23 protein-coding genes and 1 riboswitch are annotated in these 22,049 nt (G+C 39.0%); of the genes, 16 read left to right on the forward strand and 7 right to left on the reverse strand.

Annotated features, from left to right (window positions below):
- Positions 1 to 68 precede the first annotated feature (68 nt).
- The 8 genes from MHB39_RS11360 (at position 69) to MHB39_RS11395 (ending at position 10,137) form a co-directional block, all read left to right on the forward strand.
- Positions 69 to 743: a response regulator transcription factor gene (locus MHB39_RS11360; protein WP_048392894.1), complete on the forward strand. Its 675-nt coding sequence runs from the start codon at positions 69 to 71 to the stop codon at positions 741 to 743.
- Positions 740 to 2,125, forward strand: coding sequence for a HAMP domain-containing histidine kinase (locus MHB39_RS11365; RefSeq protein ID WP_342546807.1), 1,386 nt, complete (start codon positions 740 to 742; stop codon positions 2,123 to 2,125). The genes MHB39_RS11360 and MHB39_RS11365 overlap by 4 nt, the downstream gene beginning before the upstream one ends.
- Before the next feature lie 232 nt (positions 2,126 to 2,357).
- Positions 2,358 to 5,183 carry a 2-oxoglutarate dehydrogenase E1 component gene (locus MHB39_RS11370; RefSeq protein ID WP_342546809.1) on the forward strand — a complete coding sequence of 942 codons (2,826 nt, stop codon included), beginning with the start codon at positions 2,358 to 2,360 and terminating at the stop codon, positions 5,181 to 5,183.
- 91 nt (positions 5,184 to 5,274) lie between these two features.
- Positions 5,275 to 6,534 carry a 2-oxoglutarate dehydrogenase complex dihydrolipoyllysine-residue succinyltransferase gene (gene odhB / locus MHB39_RS11375; RefSeq protein ID WP_036078993.1) on the forward strand — a complete coding sequence of 420 codons (1,260 nt, stop codon included), beginning with the start codon at positions 5,275 to 5,277 and terminating at the stop codon, positions 6,532 to 6,534.
- Positions 6,535 to 6,874: 340 nt separating this feature from the next.
- A riboswitch (Lysine riboswitch) is annotated at positions 6,875 to 7,061 on the forward strand.
- Between the two features lie 118 nt (positions 7,062 to 7,179).
- A complete protein-coding gene (locus tag MHB39_RS11380; RefSeq protein WP_036078994.1) occupies positions 7,180 to 8,037 on the forward strand; it encodes a transporter substrate-binding domain-containing protein in 858 nt (285 codons plus the stop codon).
- A gap of 169 nt (positions 8,038 to 8,206) precedes the next feature.
- Positions 8,207 to 8,932 carry an amino acid ABC transporter permease gene (locus MHB39_RS11385; RefSeq protein WP_004230111.1) on the forward strand — a complete coding sequence of 242 codons (726 nt, stop codon included), beginning with the start codon at positions 8,207 to 8,209 and terminating at the stop codon, positions 8,930 to 8,932.
- Positions 8,933 to 8,944: 12 nt separating this feature from the next.
- Positions 8,945 to 9,676: an amino acid ABC transporter ATP-binding protein gene (locus MHB39_RS11390; protein WP_016994031.1), complete on the forward strand. Its 732-nt coding sequence runs from the start codon at positions 8,945 to 8,947 to the stop codon at positions 9,674 to 9,676.
- Between the two features lie 263 nt (positions 9,677 to 9,939).
- The gene (locus MHB39_RS11395; RefSeq protein WP_016994029.1) at positions 9,940 to 10,137 is read left to right on the forward strand and encodes a DUF6501 family protein; all 198 of its coding nucleotides are present in this window, start codon (positions 9,940 to 9,942) and stop codon (positions 10,135 to 10,137) included.
- Positions 10,138 to 10,183: 46 nt separating this feature from the next.
- On the opposite strand, the gene MHB39_RS11400 is transcribed toward MHB39_RS11395, so the two are convergent.
- Positions 10,184 to 11,251, reverse strand: coding sequence for a toxic anion resistance protein (locus tag MHB39_RS11400; protein WP_036078996.1), 1,068 nt, complete (start codon positions 11,249 to 11,251; stop codon positions 10,184 to 10,186).
- A complete protein-coding gene (locus MHB39_RS11405; protein WP_342546813.1) occupies positions 11,248 to 11,898 on the reverse strand; it encodes a 5-bromo-4-chloroindolyl phosphate hydrolysis family protein in 651 nt (216 codons plus the stop codon). Before MHB39_RS11405 ends, MHB39_RS11400 begins: the two co-directional genes overlap by 4 nt.
- 372 nt (positions 11,899 to 12,270) lie before the next feature.
- On the opposite strand from MHB39_RS11405, the gene MHB39_RS11410 reads away from it, so the two are divergent.
- Positions 12,271 to 12,483 carry a hypothetical protein gene (locus MHB39_RS11410; protein ID WP_036078997.1) on the forward strand — a complete coding sequence of 71 codons (213 nt, stop codon included), beginning with the start codon at positions 12,271 to 12,273 and terminating at the stop codon, positions 12,481 to 12,483.
- A 68-nt stretch (positions 12,484 to 12,551) separates the two neighbouring features.
- On the opposite strand, the gene MHB39_RS11415 is transcribed toward MHB39_RS11410, so the two are convergent.
- The gene (locus tag MHB39_RS11415; RefSeq protein WP_016994023.1) at positions 12,552 to 12,833 is read right to left on the reverse strand and encodes an acylphosphatase; all 282 of its coding nucleotides are present in this window, start codon (positions 12,831 to 12,833) and stop codon (positions 12,552 to 12,554) included.
- Between the two features lie 45 nt (positions 12,834 to 12,878).
- Positions 12,879 to 14,606, reverse strand: coding sequence for a globin-coupled sensor protein (locus MHB39_RS11420; protein ID WP_312124385.1), 1,728 nt, complete (start codon positions 14,604 to 14,606; stop codon positions 12,879 to 12,881).
- Between the two features lie 123 nt (positions 14,607 to 14,729).
- Between MHB39_RS11420 and MHB39_RS11425 the strand changes: the two genes are divergently transcribed.
- The 3 genes from MHB39_RS11425 (at position 14,730) to MHB39_RS11435 (ending at position 16,203) form a co-directional block, all read left to right on the forward strand.
- A complete protein-coding gene (locus MHB39_RS11425; RefSeq protein ID WP_208644731.1) occupies positions 14,730 to 15,014 on the forward strand; it encodes a DUF1033 family protein in 285 nt (94 codons plus the stop codon).
- A 222-nt stretch (positions 15,015 to 15,236) separates the two neighbouring features.
- Positions 15,237 to 15,437, forward strand: coding sequence for a cold-shock protein (locus MHB39_RS11430; protein ID WP_004230088.1), 201 nt, complete (start codon positions 15,237 to 15,239; stop codon positions 15,435 to 15,437).
- 274 nt (positions 15,438 to 15,711) lie between these two features.
- Positions 15,712 to 16,203 carry a DUF1232 domain-containing protein gene (locus MHB39_RS11435; protein ID WP_066036791.1) on the forward strand — a complete coding sequence of 164 codons (492 nt, stop codon included), beginning with the start codon at positions 15,712 to 15,714 and terminating at the stop codon, positions 16,201 to 16,203.
- A 61-nt stretch (positions 16,204 to 16,264) separates the two neighbouring features.
- On the opposite strand, the gene MHB39_RS11440 is transcribed toward MHB39_RS11435, so the two are convergent.
- Both MHB39_RS11440 and MHB39_RS11445 read right to left on the reverse strand, forming a co-directional pair.
- Positions 16,265 to 17,080: a serine protease gene (locus MHB39_RS11440; RefSeq protein ID WP_103118108.1), complete on the reverse strand. Its 816-nt coding sequence runs from the start codon at positions 17,078 to 17,080 to the stop codon at positions 16,265 to 16,267.
- A gap of 58 nt (positions 17,081 to 17,138) precedes the next feature.
- Complete coding sequence (locus tag MHB39_RS11445) at positions 17,139 to 17,777, reverse strand: hypothetical protein (protein WP_342546820.1); 639 nt, start codon at positions 17,775 to 17,777, stop codon at positions 17,139 to 17,141.
- A gap of 171 nt (positions 17,778 to 17,948) precedes the next feature.
- On the opposite strand from MHB39_RS11445, the gene MHB39_RS11450 reads away from it, so the two are divergent.
- The 4 genes from MHB39_RS11450 (at position 17,949) to MHB39_RS11465 (ending at position 21,271) form a co-directional block, all read left to right on the forward strand.
- Complete coding sequence (locus MHB39_RS11450; RefSeq protein WP_342546821.1) at positions 17,949 to 18,419, forward strand: DinB family protein; 471 nt, start codon at positions 17,949 to 17,951, stop codon at positions 18,417 to 18,419.
- An 81-nt stretch (positions 18,420 to 18,500) separates the two neighbouring features.
- The gene (locus MHB39_RS11455) at positions 18,501 to 19,058 is read left to right on the forward strand and encodes a TetR/AcrR family transcriptional regulator (RefSeq protein ID WP_339280941.1); all 558 of its coding nucleotides are present in this window, start codon (positions 18,501 to 18,503) and stop codon (positions 19,056 to 19,058) included.
- Between the two features lie 27 nt (positions 19,059 to 19,085).
- Complete coding sequence (fabF, locus tag MHB39_RS11460; RefSeq protein ID WP_342546822.1) at positions 19,086 to 20,321, forward strand: beta-ketoacyl-ACP synthase II; 1,236 nt, start codon at positions 19,086 to 19,088, stop codon at positions 20,319 to 20,321.
- A 203-nt stretch (positions 20,322 to 20,524) separates the two neighbouring features.
- The gene (locus tag MHB39_RS11465) at positions 20,525 to 21,271 is read left to right on the forward strand and encodes an amidohydrolase family protein (RefSeq protein WP_036079015.1); all 747 of its coding nucleotides are present in this window, start codon (positions 20,525 to 20,527) and stop codon (positions 21,269 to 21,271) included.
- A 58-nt stretch (positions 21,272 to 21,329) separates the two neighbouring features.
- Here MHB39_RS11465 and MHB39_RS11470 read toward each other — a convergent pair whose 3' ends face one another.
- Entirely contained in the window at positions 21,330 to 22,049 is a 720-nt protein-coding gene (locus tag MHB39_RS11470) for a metallophosphoesterase family protein (protein WP_036079017.1), read from the reverse strand.

Here is a 22,049-nt window from a genome sequence, read left to right on the forward strand (position 1 = left end):
TGATGTTATGCTATAACAGTATAGGGATAAAAATCCTACATCGTTATTTTGGAATAGAAGGTGATATGATGCCTAAGAAGATATTGTTGGTAGAAGATGAAAAGCATATCGCTCGCTTTGTCGAACTTGAATTACAACACGAAGGCTATGAAGTAAAAACTGCCTTTGATGGTCGAGAAGGATTGGCTTTGGCAACATCGGAAAATTTTGATGTACTTTTACTGGATGTGATGTTACCAAGTATTAATGGGATTGAGATTTGCCGTCGTATCCGAACACAATCACAAGTACCAATCATTTTATTAACGGCACGAGATGCTGTGATGGATCGTGTAGCAGGACTCGATGCAGGGGCTGATGACTATATCGTCAAACCTTTTGCGATTGAAGAGCTGCTGGCTAGGATACGGACGATTTTACGTCGTGTCACGCCAGAGCAGACAAGCAGTGAATCTTTATGCCTACGGGATATTGAAATAGATGTAGCTGCCTATGAAGTTTTCGTTCAGGGGAATAAACTTGATCTAACAAAGACAGAATATGACTTATTGAAACTATTAATTGAGCACAAAAATAGAGTATGTACACGAGAGCATATTTTAACATCCGTTTGGGGCTATGATACGGATATCGAGACCAACGTGGTAGATGTTTATATCAGACATTTACGTACAAAGCTCCCTGGGGCGATGAATGATTATATTGAAACCGTTCGCGGTGTTGGGTATGTGATGCGAGAATGAATAAGTTAAGAAATTATTTGCGTCAGCAGTCGTTGCAGAAAAAATGGATGCTGACCTCAAGCAGTGTCATCTTTATTAGCTTTACGATTATTTGTGTAGTCGTCTATCTTTCTTTGCATACATGGTTATTAAACGATGAGGAGAGTAAGGTCAATCGGACAAGTAAGGATATCATCTCTTTTTTTGAGTCACAGGGTCCTACAATTACCATTCAGCAAATTCAGCAAAATACAGGCTTGCTCAAATCGATTGCGGATCGTGATGAGACGGTCCGAATATTTAATGCAGATGGTGTGGATATTTTACGGATTAATGATACCTCTGCTGCTGCACCACTTAATTCGTTGCAAGAAATTTTTGAGATGACCATTGATAAGCAGGATGTGCTGGTCATCAATGAACCGATTCGGATGGGCTTTTTCCAAGGCTATATTCAGGTGATTCATCCCTTAACTAGTTTTCAATCTCTCATGCATTATCTTTTGACAGCCATGCTGATTGCAGGGTTAGGTGCCTTAGTGTTATCTGGCTCTATTGGCTATTATCTAGCGAACTATTTAATGAAACCACTACATGAATTGCGTGCATCCATGAAAACAGTAATGGATCAAGGATTTAATGAGCCAATACAGCTAACCTATACATCACATGACGAAATTGGAGATTTACTGAAAATGTACAATGCCATGATGAATGAGCTCCAAATCTCATTTACCCAGCAGCAGCAATTTGTCGCAGATGCTTCACATGAGCTGCGTACGCCTATTCAAGCAATTGAAGGGCATCTTTCTCTTTTAAAAAGGTGGGGCAAACATGATCCTGCCATATTAGAGGAATCCATTGATACCTCCTTAACAGAAATTGCACGTATGCGCAAAATGATTGAGGAATTATTAGAGCTTGCACGCCGTGAGGAAAAAGATGAAACAAGTGAGGCCAATGCACTAGTGGTCATTGAAGCAGTAATGGATGAGCTGAGGCTTGTTCATCCACAAGCGCGAATGTCGCTGTCGAAACATGGTGACATCGGTCCATTATTTATCACCGAAAATGCACTAAGTCAAATCGTCCGTAATATAATAGAAAATGCTATTCGTTATTGTGAAAAAATTCCTGAGATACAAATTTCTATTTCTGTTGCTGGAAATTATGCATGTTTAGAAATTGCTGATAATGGTATAGGAATAGCACCAGACAATATTCCGTTTATCTTTGATCGTTTTTATCGAGTGGATGAAGCAAGAAATCGCCAAATTGGTGGAACAGGCTTAGGGCTTAGTATTTCGAAGATGTTACTTGAAAAATACAATGCAACAGTAGAAGTCAAGAGTGAGGTTCATATTGGAACCGTTTTCTCGCTGAAAATCCCACTAAAATATTAAGAAAAATACACGCTTTATTTCATTATTCTATCCTTTGCGAAAAAAATTGCTTAATTTGCTAAAAAGAGTTGTATTTTTTGTGAAGAGTAGTAAGATTGAGATGGAAAAAACGTTCTTTAAAATATGGTAAAGTAGTGTGAAACATTCTTTTAAAGAACGGCTAAATATTATATAATTAATTGCAATTTAATTAATGGAACTGCCGAAAGGCAAAATTTGGAGGTCATTTTTCATGTCGAACAACGTTACAACTGTAAGTTCTCCATGGTCAGCTTTCTCTGGTCCTAACCTAGGATATGTGATGGAGCAATACGACTTATTCTTACAGTCTCCTGAAGAAGTAGAACCGGAGTTAGTTTCTTTATTCCAACAATTTGGTGCACCAGTAGTAGTAGAAGGTGAAGTAGCTGTAGCTAGTCATACAGCAGCGGCTCCTGCTGGCGATTACAAAAAAGTGTTAGCCGCTGTAAAACTAGCAGATGCAATTCGTTCACGCGGTCATTTAGCGGCAGATATTTATCCTCTGAAAAACCGTGAACTACAAACAGCTCAAATTGAAGAAAGCGCGTTCAACTTAAGCGCTGCAGATTTAGCTGAAATTCCTGCAGCAATCTTCTTCAAAGATGTGCCAGCAAACGTGAAAAATGGTAAGGATGCAATCGACTATTTAAAAGCTATTTATACAGATAAAGTAGCATTTGAATATGGTCACGTAGTAGCTACTGAAGAACGTGATTGGATTCAAGCGCAAATCGAATCAGGCTCATTCAAACAAGCATTATCTGCGGATGAGAAGAAAGCCTTATTAGATCGTTTAACTCGCGTTGAAAATTTCGAGAAATTTATTCATAAAACATTTGTAGGACAAAAGCGTTTCTCTGGTGAGGGCTTAGACACGCAAATCGTTCTATTTGATGAAATCATTAAAACGGCAGAAGCGAAAAATGTGGAAAACGTACGTATTGGTATGGCACACCGTGGTCGCTTAAACGTTTTAACACACATTTTAAATAAACCTTATGACATGATGTTCTCTGATTTTGCACATGTTTCCAATGATTTATTTATGCCAGAGCATGGCCGCCTTGAAATTACAAAAGGATGGACAGGTGATGTGAAATACCACATGGGTGCTTCTTACAACCGTGAATCTGGTATGAACGTGAAATTGGCTTACAACCCATCTCACTTAGAAGTAGGCAATCCAGTCGTACTTGGTGCTACTCGTGCAACACAAGATGATACGTCTAAACCAGGGCAACCTGTTTTCGACCGTACAAAGGGCTTAGGCATTCTTGTGCATGGTGATGCTGCATTCCCAGGTCAAGGGATTGTAACAGAAGTGTTAAACTTCGCTAAAACAGAAGGCTTTACAACAGGTGGAACAATCCATATTATCGCAAACAATATGATTGGATTCACAACAGAACATTATGATTCTCGTTCTTCTGTGTATTCTTCTGACCCTGCAAAAGGCTATGAAGTACCAGTAATCCATGTCAACGCAGATAGCCCAGAGGCAGTAGTGCAAGTTGGACGTTTTGCGGCAAACTACCGTCAAACATTTGGCAAAGACATTATTGTGGACTTAGTAGGTTACCGTCGCCATGGTCATAATGAAACAGATGACCCAACCGTGACAAACCCAGAAACATACAAATTAGTGTCTAAACATGAAACAGTGCGTGCATTATATGGTGCACAATTAGTGGCAGAAGGTCTTGTAACTGCTGATGATGTAGCTGCACTAGATACAGCTATCTATGCAGAAATGCAAGCAGCCTATGACCACGTCAAAGAAATGGCAGAAAAAGATGATCATCATCATTTAGAAATGCCAGAAGAATTAAAAGTAGAGTTCCCACAAATTGATACAGCAGTAGGTGCGGAACGTTTAGAAAAAATCAATGAAGAGCTTTTAGTGTTTGAAGAAAACTTCGAACCACAGAAAAAGCTTGGTAAAATCTTAGAAAAACGCCGTGATGCTTACGCGTCTGCAAAAGTTGACTGGGGTCATGCTGAAACTTTAGCGTATGCAACGATTATTCAAGATGGAACACCAGTACGCTTTACAGGTCAAGATGCACAACGTGGTACATTCTCTCAACGTCACTTAGTACTGCATGATAAAAACAATGGCAATGTCTTCACACCACTACACCATATTTCTGGTGCGAACGCATCCTTTACAGTACACAACTCTCCACTGACTGAAGCTGGGGTGGTAGGCTTTGAGTATGGTTACAACCTAGAAAACAGCCATGTACTAACAGTATGGGAAGCACAATTCGGTGACTTTGCGAATATGGCACAAGTGATGTTTGATAACTTTATTTCAGGGGCACGCTCAAAATGGGGTCAAAAATCTGGTCTAGTTATCCTTTTACCTCATGGTTATGAAGGTCAAGGTCCAGAGCACTCTTCAAGCCGTATGGAACGCTATTTACAAATGTCAGCTGAAAATAACTGGTTTGTAGCGAACTGTTCAAATGCAGGAAACTACTACCACTTATTACGCCGTCAAGCAGCATTATTAGGTACAGAAGGGGTACGTCCACTTGTAGTCGTATCACCAAAATCATTATTACGTCACCCATTAGCTGCGGCGAATGCTGAGCAATTAGCAAATGGTTCATTCCAAGAAGTGATTGAGCAACCAGGCTTAGGGGCTAAAGCAGAAGCTGTAGAGCGTATCGTTTTAGGTACAGGTAAAGTGATGATCGACTTAGCAGAGCGCGTGAAAGACGGCGAAGGCTTCGATCACCTACACATTATTCGTGTAGAACAACTTTACCCATTCCCAAAAGAGCAAGTTGCTGGTATCATTGCTAAGTATCCTAATGCAAAAGAGATCGTTTGGGTACAAGAAGAACCGAAAAACCAAGGCTCATGGAATTATGCATTAGAAACATTATATGAACTTTCAGAAGGTAAAAAGCTTCGCTATGTAGGCCGTCCTGCAATGAGCTCAACTTCTGAAGGGGATGCAGATTCTCATAAAGCAGCACAAGCAGCTCTTATTGAAGAAGCGGTTGCTGAGCCAGTAAAGGTTAAATAATCACATATTAATTTTTGAAACCGGGCTACTTGCCCTTAAGCAGTAGCCCTTCTATGTGCGTCATGCACGTTAATCAAAGGAGGAAATGAAAGTGGCTGAAATTAAAGTCCCTGAATTAGCAGAATCGATTACAGAAGGTAGTATCGCACAGTGGGTAAAAAAAGTGGGCGATCGCGTTGAAAAAGGTGAATTCATCGTTGAACTTGAAACAGATAAAGTAAACGCTGAGATCATTTCTGAAGAAGCAGGTGTATTAACACAAATTTTAGCTGAAGAAGGCGATACTGTACTAGTTGGTCAAGTTATCGCAGTAGTAGAAGCAGGCGAAGGCGCAGCAGCAGCTCCAGCAGCGGCAGCACCAACTGAGGCAGCACCTGCACCAGCAGCGCCACAAGCCGCAGCAGCACCAGTTGCAGCAGCTCCAGTAGTAGAAGAAACTTCTGGTGAGCGTGTAGTTGCATCTCCAGCAGCACGTCGTCTTGCACGTGAAAAAGGTATTGACCTTGCAGCGGTATCTCCAGTAGATCCACAAGGACGTGTACGTGTACAAGATGTAGCAGCTCATGGTACAGCACCAGCTGTAGCACCAGCAGCACCTACATCAGTAGCAACTTCAGGTGGCCCAGTAGTGTTCACACCAGCAGCTAATTCTGACCGTGTAACAATTGAAAAAATGAGCCGTCGTCGCCAAACAATTGCAAAACGTTTATTAGAAGTGAAACAATCAACAGCAATGTTAACAACATTCAACGAAATTGACATGACAAACATCATGGCACTTCGTAAACGTAAACAAGAAGAGTTTGTAAAAGCAAACGACATCAAACTTGGTTTCATGTCATTCTTCACGAAAGCTGTTGTTGCAGCACTGAAAAAATATCCATACGTAAACGCTCAAATCTCTGGCGATGAAATTCATTTAAATAACTTCTTTGATATCGGTATTGCTGTATCAACTGAAGAAGGTTTAGTCGTACCAGTTGTACGCGATGCAAATAGCAAAAACTTTGCAGAAATCGAAAAAGATATCGCTAACTTAGCGACAAAAGCTCGTGATAAAAAATTAGGCTTAAATGACATGGCTGGTGGATCATTCACAATCACAAATGGTGGTGTATTCGGTTCATTAATGTCAACACCAATTATGAACGGTACACAAGCTGGTATTTTAGGTATGCACTCAATTGTAAACCGTCCAGTTGCAGTAAATGGTGAAGTTCAAATCCGTCCAATGATGTATGTAGCACTTTCATACGATCACCGTATCATTGATGGTAAAGATTCTGTAGGATTCTTAAAAACGGTTAAAGAATTAATCGAAAATCCTGAAGATTTATTATTAAATTCATAATGTCATTAGACCCTGCGAACAATGTTCAGCAGGGTTTTTTGTGCATGACGAAAGGTTTGGCCAATTCTAGTTTTGAAAGAGTACTAATGTTATATCGTTAAGAGGAGCAAAAAAGAAATAAACACAACTTTTCTCACATAGATCACGTAGTCTATAATAAAAATTTGTTGTAATTTTCAGAAATATCGACGAAAGCTCAACGATTTAAAATGGATACAGAACGCGCAATATCCTAATATTGTCATTAGTCAGAAAAATGTCAAAATCGTCTTGACGAACATATTAGTTTTATAGTAGTATCTAAATATCAATTAAATAAACAAACCTCACGAATTGTTACCAGTGAGGTAGAGGCGCGGTATTTATTAGTTCATTGTTGAGTACAAGCAAGCGAAGACGCAATGAAGAAGGAAATATCGCCGAAGTATAAAAGGAGCTCGTACTTTTATACTGGGTCTGCAGTGAATAAGTGCAGGACTGTCCTAGTAAATGGATTTCCAGATTTACTAGGTTGTGCTATCTCGGAAACATGGAAATTATAGTGAGGATTTGGGCAACTGTCATAAAAGGTAAGACCTAAGTTCAATATACTTAGGTCTTTTTTAGTACAGTTGTCTTATTTTTTACAGAAAAGGGGAGTTTTTCATGAAAAGAAAATGGTTGTTAGTAATGATCTCTATCATGACGGCAATTGTGCTAGCTGCATGTGGCACGAGTGACAAAAAAGAGGGCGGTTCAAGTGATGCTGGAACTGACAAAGAAGAAAGCGGCGGTGAATTCCGAATCGGAATGGAGGCTGGCTACCCACCGTTCAACTGGACACAGCAAGACGATGCAAATGGCGCAGTGAAAATTGCGGATAATGCAGAGTATGCAGGTGGCTATGATGTACAAATGGCAAAGAAAATTGCTGAAGGTTTAGGCAAAGAGTTAGTCATTGTTAAAATGGAGTGGGACGGATTAGTTCCAGCGCTACAATCGAACAAAATTGATGCAATTATCGCAGGTATGTCACCAACAGAAGAACGTAAGAAAACAATTGATTTTACAGAAAACTATTATACTTCTGATTTTGTTATGGTTATTAAAAAAGGTAGCAAATATGAAGACGCAAAATCGATTCAAGACTTCTCAGGTGCTAAAATTACATCACAATTAAATACATCTAACTACACAGTGATTGACCAAATTAAAGGTGTAGAAAAACAAACGGCAATGGAGAGCTTCCCAGCAATGCGTGTGGCTTTAGAAGCAGGTAAAATTGATGGCTATGTAGCTGAACGTCCAGAGGGCATTTCCGCTTCTGCTGCCAACGATAAATTCACATATGTAGCATTTGAAGAAGGCTTTGATACAGACCTCTCAAATACTTCAATTGCTGTAGGCTTACGTAAAGATGACGCAAATCGTGAAAAAATCAATGAAATCCTAAAAGGCATTTCAGAAGATGATCGTCAAGCGATTATGGAAGAAGCTATTTCTCAACAACCCGCAGCACAATAATGACATGGCACGGACTAGCAAATAGTCCGTGCATGATCATTTCATCATTATCAAAATGAGAACCTCTCTACATAATGATAATGTCCTAGCGTGACAAATCATAGAATGGTAGAAAGAGCTAGGGCACAAAAAAATAAGCAAGCAAGATGACATTGTTAGGAGGAACATCATGAGTCTTGAATGGATACTTTCAATTATTGAAAACAACTGGCAAATGTTTTTACGAGGTGCGTATTATACGTTACTGATTTCGAGTATTAGTACAATTATTGGTGCATTTATCGGATTTTTCATCGGAATTATGCATACGATTCCAGTTCGTAAAAAAGGTGTGAAATTTTATAGCTTAAAGCTCATTAATTTTATACTGACATGCTATGTTGAATTTTTCCGTGGTACACCAATGATTGTACAGGCTATGGTTGTCTACTACGGATTAGATATCGCATTCGGTATCGATATGCACTTTATTACAGCAGGTATTTTAGTCGTTTCCCTCAATACAGGGGCTTATATGGCAGAAATTGTTCGTGGCGGTATTGTCTCCATTGATAATGGTCAATACGAGGCAGCATCAGCAATTGGCATGAATCACTTCCAAATTATGCTTCATGTTGTCTTACCACAAGTAGCGCGTAATGTTTTACCAGCGACAGGTAACCAATTAATCATGAATATTAAAGATACAGCCGTATTAAATGTCATTGGGGTAACGGAATTATTCTTCCAAACAAAATCAATTTCGGGTAACAATTTCCGTTACTTCGAATCATTCTTCGTTGCATGTGTTCTTTACTTCATCATGACATTTACCGCATCTCGCATCCTTCTCTATGTTGAAAAACGTCTAGATGGTCCTGATGCCTATCAAAAAGAACAAAAAGAAGCCGTATAGGGGGACGCACAAATGGCAGTCATTAAAATCGAACATTTAAGTAAATCATTTGGACGTAACCAAGTGTTAAAAGATGTGAATTTCCAAGTGGAGAAAGGGGAGGTAGTTTGTTTAATTGGCTCCTCTGGCTCTGGTAAATCCACATTGCTTCGTTGCATAAATTTATTAGAAACGCCAAGTGGCGGTCAAATAATTTATAAGGGGGAAGACATCCTAGATGAAAAGCACAATATACAAGAATATCGTACACATCTAGGCATGGTGTTCCAGCAGTTCAATTTATTTAACAACCACAATGTCATAAGTAATTGCACAGTGGGCCAAATCAAAGTGTTAAAACGTTCGAAAAAAGAAGCGGAAGAAACGGCGCTTAAATATTTGAAAATCGTTGGTATGGACCAATATGTCAACGCCAAGCCACGTCAGCTCTCAGGCGGACAAAAACAGCGTGTGGCCATCGCTCGTGCCTTATCAATGAATCCAGATGTAATGCTATTCGATGAGCCAACATCCGCATTAGACCCAGAAATGGTGGGTGAGGTGTTAAAGGTAATGCGTCAGCTCGCAGATGAGGGCAATACGATGCTCATCGTGACACATGAGATGGAATTTGCCAAAGAAGTAGCTGATCGTGTTGTCTTTATGGACAAAGGCGTAATTGTGGAAGAAGGCCCTCCAGCACAAGTATTAGTCAATCCGCAACATGAACGTACGAAGGAATTTTTAAAGCGTACATTAAAATAAGCACAAAAAAGTGAGTCCAACCTGTTGGACTCACTTATTTTCTAGAATTCCATTCTGCATAAAGCACAAAGCAGATTGCGAATGCTACAGCAATGATAAAAAACCATTGCGGTACACCACCAAAACTCATCATAACACCTCAAATTTTCATTTTTTTTGGATAGAATAGGTATAGTATTTCTTTTTTCTCCACAAAAGACCAAAAATATTATAAAATAAGCAATAGACATTAGCTTTTGCTAGTAAAGAGAGGTAGAGAGAATATGTTACATTTAAAATGGAAAGATGCGCCAACATTACGAACGGTTACCTGCAAACATACAAACGCATCGAAATACTTAGTATCAAACGTGTTAACAGTAGGCAAAGAATATGAAGTGAAAAACGAAACAGAAGAGTTCATTTTTATTATCGACAACACAGGAAATGTCGGCGGCTATTATAAAGATTATTTTGAATAAATAAAAACAGGGTGGTTCAGAGCATTTGCTGAGCCACCCATTTTTTTTAATCCCGCTGATAGCCTTGAGCACCCGCTACATCTTGCAGCTGTTGTTTCTCTTGTTCGGTTGCTGTATGCAGTGCAAAGACATCCTTAATCGCTGTTTGTAATTCTCGCTGTGTTTCTTTAAATTTCGAAACTTGCTGTTCAAACGTAGGACTTGAGAAGCGATCATGGGCCCTTGATAATCGTTCTTCTAAACGTGCATAATGATGATCCATATGCATGGACAGCATCATCGCCAGTTGATTTTTCCAGAGCGGAATTAAGGTAACGATAGAAAATTCAATTTTTTCAGCTAACGTTTGATTGGCCTGCTGAATCATACGGATTTGAGGAGCTGTTTGCAGCGCGACTTGCTGAGATACTTGTAAATCATAAATACGTTGATCCAGTCTTTCAATTTGAGCAGCAAAGTCATTTAATTGCTGGATCGCAAGTGGCTGTTTGCTTGCTTGGACACTCGTTATTTGTGCAGGTAGCTCTACCTCAATGGCTTGCTGCTTCTTCATTTGTCCTGCGGCAATGGCAGTTGCCAATTCCTCAAAAAATCCTCGATTATGGGCATAAAGCGCTTCTAAGTTTTCAACATCCTTTATCAGCTGGAGCTGTGCACGTTCCAGCTGTACACCAATACGCTCCACCTGTATACTAATACGTTCAAATTCTGTTAGTGTTTGCTTTACAGTAGGCTCGGTTTTGCCAAAGATTTTTTTGAAAAAGGTTTGCTTCTTTGGTTCCAAGGCGGTCGGATCTACTCGATCTAACGTCTGCATTAAAGAATCAAGCATTTGGCCAATTTTTGTAACGTCCTTTTGCTTAACTTGAGCAAGCATGCGGTCGGCAAATTGAGACAGAGCTCGCTGTGAATCTTGCCCAAGGGACAGCAATGATTCAAAATCAGTCAAATCGATTTGACTGGCATATAGTAATGCACGACTTTGTGCAAGAGGCGATAGCGTTTCATAAGTCGCCATCGCCTCGTTTTGTGGAGTTGTTTCTAAATAGGATTGGACTAGTGGAGAAAGCCCTGGTATGGTATTTAGTTGAAATGCGTGTTCGTTTGCTGTCATTTATCATCGCCTCGCCAGTCCAATTGTTCTCTACGTCTAAGATTGGAACGATTTGCGAATTCAATCTCCATTTGCAGATGATCGATATCATTAGCAAGCGCATCCTTTAAATCAATTTGAATTGTATCATTCAAATCAGTTAGGGTTTCACGTGTTTTGGATAAGGTCAATTGAATTTCCTTATCCTTCACGGGCTGCTTTGAAAGCATCGTATATTTATCCGTTAATTCCACAGCAGAAGGTAAGTGTGCATAGAAAAATGGTTCCACATTATAAAATTTACGTGGGTCTGTCTTGACGATTTTGACGATATTTTTGGAGATACGTGTCATTTCAAGTAGTTGTTTAAAAGCAGAAACAGAACGTACACGTAAATAGTTTTGACTCAATGTTTGAATATGCTTATTAGCTGTTAATACTTGTGTTTCAATGTGTTTGAATTCTTCTTTTGTGATGCCTGCTATTTGCATGACTTTCTTTTTTTGTCTATGTTTCAGCAACGCTGTACTCGTCGCATAGGAACCCGCAAACAGTAAACTACCAAGGAAGAATCCAGGATTTGCCGCAATTGCTGCGATAGAAACAGTCGTGAGCGAAATAAGAAAGCTGGCACTATGTCTAGAGAAAAACTGTCCGACACTAAGCATTGTTTCATCCTCCTTGCTTTTCAATATGTCTATCTTCTTATACGAAATAATCGACATAAAGTTTCATTGAAAATTAATCCCTTACATAAATTTTACTGCTATTTGTGAACTTTCTCAATGATAATACATAGAATAAGTGAGTTGTTTCGATGAATAAGTCGGTTTTGTAATCCTAAGGAGCCATTTTGGCATCTGAATGAGCGATTTTTTGCAATTCGGTCTTTGCATAGAGGAGCGCAATTTGATTCAAGATCGCTTCTGCCTCAGAGCGAGCGGTTAAATGAAATCCATGAGCTAATAAATGGAATTTTAGAGGCCTTGTATGAAACTTTTTCCAAATGAATTCGTAACTGATACAAAGGGGGATATAGGATGACGAAAATTTTTCTGGTGTCTATTACTAAAAATATCGATGAACAAGTAAGTGAGCAGAAAGTGAAAGAAAAAGTCTTTGAGAAAAAATCAAAAGTAAAAGCCTATTTAAACAAAGAAGGGTATATGAAGGAATCTAAAAATCAATATGTGAAAATCACTGATGAATCGATATTAGTTGCTGCAATTCAAAAAATAAAAATCAAAAAATAATGATGAGGTCATGTTCTTAAGAGCATGACTTTTTTATGATTTTAAAAGCTATTTAAAAAAGCCAGACATTAAACAATGTCTGACTCCATACGTATATAGCCTTTTAAATCATCGTATAATTCTAAAGAAAATGAATTGGAATCGGCTTGGGGGCTAACGCCTTTTTGGACAAAAAGAAGAAATTCATTGAGTGCCTTTTCTGAGCCCTCCACTTCCACTTCAATTTGTTCAGCGTCATTCAATCGACAGTATCCTTTTAACCCTAATTCAATAGCTTTTTGCTTGATGAAGAATCGGTAGCCTGTGCCATAGACATCACCAAAAAATTTTATACTTGCTCGTTTGTTCAAGGGAATACCTCCTACTTAATAGAGGAGAGGGGCGAACCTCTCCTTTTATTGCATGACACGTTCTTTTTCTAAATAGGCAATTAAGTTATTAATGTGATAAAGTACATGCTTAGATGCCTCATCGACTTCTTTTAGATGAACATCAGCTTGTTCGATATGACCCGCTTTATGGGCTTCAGCCGCAAGCTTCGCTGATTCATGGACGCGTAAATGATAGCCATCTAATTCATGATAGTCCTGTAAATGACCGAAACGTTCGACTGTACGAGGCGCAGTGTACCATTTGCCAAGTCGACAGTCTCTATGAGAAGAAACATCGCTTGGATCAACGTTTTCTAGGCCAAGGAACATGTTATAAATGCGCCATTTCCATAAGATATGATCCGCCTTCGATAATTGTAAAAGGGCAATAGATGAAAGCTGTACATTATTGTTTGCAATAAGATCATTACGGAAGCGGTTAATTTCTTTCCCTAATAAATGAATATCGCTGGAAGTATTATGACTATAATCACGAATATCTTCCTGCAAGCTTGAAATTTGGATCATTCTTGCTGAGACTTCATCAATCGCAGCTGCTTGTTCCTGGGAAATGGCAGCTGTATTTGTCACATCTAAATTAATACCCTCAATCGCTTGAACAATGGCATTTAATAATGGTAACGAATCTTTTGCTTCTACGGTTGCTTCTTTAATAATAGCTGTTGTATCTGTAATCGAGTTAGATACATCGTTGGAATAACTCTTTAAATGATGAACATTGGCAGAAACTTCACTTAGCGCAGCTACCGTGTTTTCAGCAAGCTTTCGTACTTCCTGTGCAACGACCGCAAAGCCTTTTCCATGCTCACCTGCACGCGCTGCTTCAATGGAGGCATTAAGCGCGAGTAGGTTGGTTTGATCGGCGATTTGGTTGATCAATGTGACAACTTGCTCAATATCATTTACCCGTTTTTGCAGTTCTGAAAATGAGTCTACAATGGAAGTAAAGGTTTCTTCTGTTTTAAAAATCTCCGACAAAGCATGCTCAATTGCGTTTTTACCTTTCGTAGCATGGTCAACAGATTCAGTTGTTTTCTCGGATATATGGGAAGACATGCGTGCAACCTCATTGATAGAAGCTGCAATCTGTTCTGTTGCAGCAGTAGAGGATTGAATCTCTTCATTTTGCTTATCTAGGCTAAAAACTAAATCCTTCATGTACATAATTTTGGCATTGACATCCATTAAAGAGGATACTTCTCCCACCACATTTTCAATAATGCGCTCTGTCAACACTTCCACTAATAATTCTTGATCAACATTGACAGCGGATTGGAATGATTTCATATATTGAAATGCTTTATTCGGCTTGATTCCAAAATTATATAAAATATATGTAGTAATATAGAAGGCAAATTGGTTGAAGACAACAATTAATTTACCTGGCTCATATTGATGCTTGCGAAATAGATTGAAAAATTTGACAGTTTCGTCTACATAATGATCATCACGAGTTGCTAAGAAAAACTGCGTTAAGTATTGATTAATATTTTCTTCACTAATGATTAATTGAGAGGTAGGGGAAATCTCGCTTAAATAATGATGAAAAATGGCATTCATGGAAGGGGTAATATCTTTGAGCTTTTGATAGAGTGCCTTTAAGTGCTCCTCATCTTGTGAATTGAAATGATTGAATGCCAGTGTTTGGTAAAATCGGCCTGTTGCATGTAAATCTGTACCACGTTTTAGTAGTTCTTCTAGCTCTGCTTTAGGTCGAATACTTGAAAACATAAAAAAACCTCCAAAAAGTATGTATAATAAGGTAATAATAGCATAATTCAGGTGGTTTTAATAGACATTTCAGTTGTGTTTGCTAAAATGAAACTATCTTATGACAGCAAGGAATGGGCAAATATGTATACAATTATTTACATGAAAGCGGACTATGAGCCTTGGTGGAAATTTGAAGGCTGGGAAGCTTATATTCAAACAGAGGATACATTTGACACGAAGGAGCTCTTTGAACGTGCATTACAGCAAAAATTAGCGCATTTTCGTTCCTCTTACGATAATGAGGCAACGAAAGAGGAGCAATATTGGGCTTTTTGGTCTGAGGATGAAAGCTTTTATTGTGAGGCTTGCGATGATGATGCACAAGTATATCATGGAATAATTGCGTGTAAAATAGAAGAGAAGTAAAATAATTTTGAAAAAAAGTAAAAAAGATTTTTTCTTTATTTGACAAAATTATGAATGGCAGTTATACTTGAGTTAACAATTTAATTGCTTCACCGGAAACATGAATTCACATATTACAAAAAGTGATCGCGTTAGTTCGGTACTCTTTGTAATATGTGAATTTTTTTCAATCGCTGAAGAAATTACATATTGTTCACTTTTATTTTTTGGAGGTTTTCTTAAATGAAACAAGGTACAGTAAAATGGTTTAACTCAGAAAAAGGTTTTGGATTTATCGAAGTTGAAGGTGAAAACGACGTATTCGTACACTTCTCAGCTATCCAAGGCGAAGGTTTCAAAACTCTTGACGAAGGTCAAAAAGTGGAATTCGAAGTTGTAGATGGCAACCGCGGACCACAAGCTGCTAACGTAACTAAACTTTAATTCTCAGTAATTAAAATTACTTCGTTAAACCCAAGACATCCTATGCAAATAGGATGTCTTTTTTGTATCATTTGTAAGTTTAAGGATTACAAATCCTATTTTAGGTTAAATATATAGTAGTGGCGGATAGCCATGCAAAAGTAAAGGATAGCGCTATAAAAGTAGCGGATAGCCATGTGAAACTGAAGGATACCTGCACAAAAGTAGCGGATAACCCTATAAAATGGAGGGTAGCCCCGCCAAAATAGCGCATCGCTTGTAAAGAAGGAGGCAGATGAATGTGAATAATGAAGAAAAATTGCCTGAAGAACAGGAGCAGCAAGATTTTTATCAGAAACTACGTACAAAATTAGTAGCTTTTCTTGGGTCGAAAAAGGGAAAAAGTAACAAGTTTACTCCGTATTTAATGTTTGTGCCTGATTTATTTCATTTGTTAATTAAAACAGTAACCGATGCGGGTGTAGATAAAAAGAGTCGTGCATTAATTGGGGCATCCATTGCGTATTTTGTATTACCGATGGATTTAATGCCAGAAGGACTGCTAGGCTTTGGTGGCTATTTAGATGATGTTGTATTAGCAACTTTTGTGGTAAATACCATTATTAATAAGTTGGGTCCAGATGTAGTGGAAAAGCATTGGACAGGGGATGACAAGCTTTTACATGTGCTACAAAAGGTTGCAGAAGTGAGTGATGAGGTTGTCAGTAAAATTCCTGTAAAATCGCCAATTGCTCAGTTCGTCAAGCAAGAAAGTAAAGATAAATAATAATATTATGTAAACCTAAGACACCTTATAAAAATGAACCTGCTTATTACAGGTTCATTTTTTATTGCTCTTCTAATAAATTTCGGAGTTGTTGTACAGGTACAAATAGGCCAACATTTCCAATGGGCTCATATTTCATCGTGGCAAAGATAACCCCAATGACCTCACCATGTTGATCGATTACAGGGCTACCACTATTGCCACGATAAACAGGAGCTTTTAGCATCCTAACTGGCTCCTGCCAATCTTCTAATTGAATGGCTTCTAGCAATGTTCCTTCATTAGCGATGCCGGTGAAAGCAAGTGGATTTCCAATAAAATAGACATGTTCATTAACAGTGTAAGGTGGATCTTCTGCAAGAGGTAGATAGGGAAGTTGCTCAGCTTGCACCTGTACAAAGGCTAAATCTACGGCTGGATAGCTCTCGATTAATGTTGCTTCCATCAGTCCCTCATCAGGAAAGACGACTGATAATGTTGTGGCATGTTCGACAACATGGGCGTTGGTGACAATCAGACCATCTGGTGAGATGGCAAAACCAGTGCCTTTACTGGAGCCTGTTGAAATTTCAACGACTGCCTTTTTATAGGTTTGTATATCCTCTTGTGCAGAGAGCCGCGTTGAAACCTTGATAAATTCAAGCGCGGGTATGGAGTAGATTTGAAAAATGAGGGCAAATGTATTGAAAAACAGCACTAGTGCCATACCCCATACGATCCAGCGTACAAGAGGCTTTTGTTTTTTTGGCTTTTTTCCATAAATGCGTTCTTCTCGCGCCTGTGCTAATGCTTTTTGCTGTTCCTCGAGTACAAGTTCAATAAATTCTTCTTCCGTTAATTCATCTTGCTTTGGGGTTGCGTTATGTATATCACTCATTGATTGGCCTCCTTTGCTAAAAAACAGACGCCCAAGCAGGACGCCTGTTTTCTTTCAATTATTCTATTTTTTGCAAGGTTGATGTCACAACAAATGGCTCATCTTGCTCTGTTTCCATCGTATCCTCTTTGCGAATTAGACCAATGTCCTTTGCAAAATATTTGGTTGTGGTCATTTGATCTTCAGAGCGACTTAGCTGGATGACATCTTGATAGACCGTTGTACCAGTATCAACAGTAGCGGTCGTTGATTCAATGGTCCAACCTTGAAAGCTTGTCCCGACTTGTAAAGGCTTTTGAAGTACGGTTTCCAGTACAGGATAAGATGCTGCCTCAGCTGCACTTGGCATGCTTGGATTACTGTCAACAGGTTCTCGATAGACAAGATCAATACTTGTATCCGTTATGCGGTAGATTTTTAATAGTGTCACTCCACCATTATCCTCTATTTGTACGATATGCTGTGTATCGAGATAGGTAGTTTTTAGTGTGAAGCTGGCAAATTCATTTCCTTCCCCTTGAAAAGAAGCAACAGATCCATCAGGTGGAAAATAGGAGAGAAGTGACGTGTGATCTTGTTCTACTGTTTGCTTGTCCTCCACAGCCGGAGTTGGTGATGGCACCGACTCTTCCTGGACTTCTTCACGACAGCCAGCAAGTAAAAATGCTACAGAAAGTACTAGAACAGGGTATCTCATAGGCAAACTCCTTCGCTATTTTCTTTTATTATACGTGAACGAGAAGTGTTATACGAATGAAATGAGATATTAATGCAATAATATTATTATGTAAACTAAATAATAGAAACTTGTAACAGCATGGAAAATTATCTATGATAGAATTGAAATTAAAAAATGGGGGGCAAAGACATGTATAGACAAGTAGATGATTTCTTACAAGAATGGTCCAATGCATCAAACGGAACACTGCAGGTATTACAGGCTTTAACAGATGATAAGCTAGATCAAAGTATTGTAGAGGGTCACAGTACACTTGGCTGGTTAGGTTGGCATTTAGTTGGAGCAGCAGGTTATTTTAGCTATCTTGCAGGTTTAAAGGTACCGTCGATTCGTCAAGAAGATCCAGTGCCAACGACTGCGGCTGAGATCGTGACAGCCTATGAAAGCGTAGCAAAAGGTATTAAAGAGGAAGTGGCTAAGCTTGCTAATGAAGATTTATTAGAGGTTGTAAATGGCTTTACTGCGCCAATGCCGAAAGGGGCTATATTACGTGTATTAATCGACCATCAAACACATCATCGTGGACAAATGACGGTTCTGCTACGTCAAGCAGGTTTACCAGTACCTGGCGTGATGGGACCAACAAAGGAAATGCAATAATCACGTGAGCGGCGGATAAATAGTTTATCTGCTGCATTTTTTTAAATTGACACTTACCTACTAGTAAGTTAGTATAAAGCCATGACAAATAGAAAAATGGAAATTATAGAGTTAACATTGAAGAATATTCAGGAAAAAGGATTCACATCATTTAGTTATGAGCATTTAGCAAAGGAGCTTGGCGTCACGAAGGCCAGTATTCACTATCATTTCGAGAAGAAGGGAGATTTAGGGATTGCTGTTTGCGAAAGAATTCAACAAGGGTTAGAGAGAACTTTTACATTGATAAAGGAGTCCACTATGCCAGCTGAGGAAAAGCCGTTTGCCTTTATTATGCAGCGCATAAAATTTCTTGAGCAAGACGGCATTTGTCCTATCTCAGCGTTGCAGGCAGATTATCAAGAATTACCGCAACCAATGCAAGATAAGCTTCAGCAGCTTAGTCAAATGGAAATCGATGTCTTTGTTGAGCTATTGAAAGAAGCAAAACAACAGGGTGCACTCCAAGCTACTAATGATTTGGAGGCTCTCGCTATATTACTTATTTCGAGTACGAAAGGGGCATTACAATATAAACGTGTTGTAGGAGAAGCATTCTTTTTAAAGATGCTGGAGCAATTAAAGGAACTGTTAAAGTAAGACATGAAACGAGAAGGAGCGATGTGCATGGTACGAAGAGTCGTTGTGACTGGCTATGGTGTTGTTTCCCCGTTAGGTAATTCGGTATCAGCCTTATGGGAGAATATTAAAGCAGGAAAATCAGGGATTCAAAAAATTCAAGGGGAGGCATTCAGCGGCATTCATACGCAAATTGCTGGGACGAGTACGGATTTCGATGCAACGCAGTATATGGATAAAAAAGAAATCAGTAAATATGATCTATTTGTGCAATATGCTGTTGCCGCTGCCCAACAAGCTCTGACACAAGCCAATTTAAATATGGAGCAGGTAGATAAGGAGCGTTTAGGCGTTTACATTGGCTCTGGCATTGGGGGCATTGACACAATTTTAGAAAATCATCAGGCTATGCTTGATAATGGGCCTCGGAAGGTGTCACCATTTATGGTGCCAATGATGATAAGCAATATGGCTGCAGGAATACTAGCAATTAAAACGGGATTTAAAGGACCAAGCTTTTCACCTGTTTCAGCCTGTGCGACAGGAAACCAAGCGATTGGAGAAGCTTTCTTAGCGATTCGACATGGCTATGCGGATGGCATTTTAGCTGGCGGAGCGGAGGCACCGATCAATCCACTTAGCTTTGCAGGATTCTCACGCATGAAAGCCATGTCCACTAGAAATGATGAGCCAACAAAGGCCAGTCGACCATTCGATAGCGAGCGCGATGGCTTTGTCATGTCTGAAGGAGCTGGCATCGTATTCCTAGAGGAGTATGAACACGCCAAACAAAGGGGCGCTACAATTCTCGGTGAGATTGTTGGCTATGGTGTGACAACAGATGCTTATCATATTACAGCACCTGATTTTACAGGTGCCGCCAATGCCATGAAGCTGGCATTAAAAATGGCAGCTATCGATCGGGTAGATATCGATTATATCAATGCACATGGTACAAGCACACCAGAGGGAGATAAATCTGAAACGAAGGCGATTAAACACGTTTTTGGTGACCATGCCTATCAACTAAAGGTCAGCTCCACAAAGTCAATGACAGGACATCTATTTGGCGCGGCTGGTGGAATTGAAGCCATTATTACATTGAAAAGTATAATGGATGGCATTATTCCACCAACAATCAATTATGAAACACCAGATCCCGAGTGTGATTTAAACTATGTTCCTAATGAGGCGCTTCATCAAGACGTTAACTTTGCGCTGTCCAATGGGTTTGGCTTTGGTGGTCATAATGCTGTGCTAGCATTTAAAAAATTTGAGGAATAAGGCATTCGCTATTAGATAAAAAGAGTGGTATGAATTTGATTGTTCATACCATTTTTTTACGCTTGTTCTATCAACTTGAAAAGAGAAGAAGGAACATAAGCTATGGCAAGTCAATAAGTTTTCTTTATGACAAATGGCTAGAAATTCGTATTATAACTTATATTTAGAGTATGGTAAATTCAAAGGAAAAAGGGGGATGGATAATGCGAATCTTTGATGCACATTTTCATATCATTGACTTTAATTTTCCGATTATCGAAAATCAAGGATATACACCACCAAGCTATATAGTAGCGGATTATCAAAAGGATACAGTGAATCTTCAGATAGCGGGAGGCGCCATTGTATCAGGATCTTTTCAAGGATTTGACCAAGCCTATCTTTTAAAAGCATTGAAACAACTGGGTCCCACGTTTTGTGGGGTAACGCAATTACCTAATACGGTCACGGATGATGAAATTGTGCATTTACATAACAATGGGGTACGGGCATTACGCTTTAATATAAAACGAGGTGGCTCAGAGGATTTATCACAGCTAGATACCTTTGCACGACGGGTTTATGATTTGGTGGGCTGGCATAGTGAATTATATATCGATGCGAAGGAATTACCCGAGATAGCCTCGACAATTGAAGCATTACCAGCCATCTCCATCGATCATTTAGGGCTGTCGGAAGAAGGGCTACCACATCTATTAAAGCTTGTTGATAAGGGTATACGTGTCAAGGCGACTGGCTTTGGTCGTGTAGAGCTAGATGTGCAGCATGCGTTACAAGCGATTTATCATGTTAATCCAGATGCGCTTATGTTTGGAACAGATTTGCCATCCACAAGAGCCAAACGACCTTTTAACAATGCGGATGTTGAATTGATTCAACAGCTTTTTGATCAACAGGCTGCTGATAAAATCCTCTATGAGAATGCGCTACAATGGTATTTCCAACGTTGAATAGGAGAAAAGAATCCATTTTGACATCAAAATGGATTCTTTTTTGATTGTGACGGTACTAAGCATTTCGATAGTTGGCAAACATAATTTCCTTATAATACTGGTCTAATTGAGGCATACCCAGCTCTTTTGCGATCATTAGCTCAGCCTCACGGTCATATGCTACTCTAATAAATTGGATGGCATTATTGGACTGTGTTCCATCTAGGATGGCATAGGAAGCGGAAGTTAAGTCAAGTGAATTACCAACACTCCCAACATTACAAAGAATTCCTTGTTTATATGTATGTAAAAAAGTTGTATGGATATCACCATAGAACACAATATCAGGTTGTTTCTTGTAATGGATTGAATTGGTTACTGCATTATTCTCAAACATAGATAAACGCTTTTCAAGTGGATGACTCGGTAAGATACGTTCAAACTCGCTTCTTGGGGATGCATGGAAAAATCTAATAAGCTGGTCATTTAATTCAAGATCAATATGAAAGGGTAATGACCCGAGATACTGATAGTCTTTTGTTGTTAATCGATCTTTAAACCATTGTAGAAAATCATTGTCAGTAGGGGATTGAATAAATACATCCCAATTGCCTCGAACGACTTGCTCACAATTCTGTTGGATGAGCTCTATACATGCAGATCCTTGAGGACCCTTGCCAATTAAATCACCTAAACAAAAAATTCTGTCAATTTTTCTTAAACGAATGTCTGCTAACACGGCCTCTAATGCCGTTTTATTTCCATGAATATCTGATATAATGGCAATTTTTTTCAC

Source organism: Lysinibacillus sp. FSL K6-4013 (assembly GCF_038630435.1).
In the GTDB taxonomy this organism is placed as follows: Bacteria; Bacillota; Bacilli; order Bacillales_A; family Planococcaceae; genus Lysinibacillus; species Lysinibacillus boronitolerans.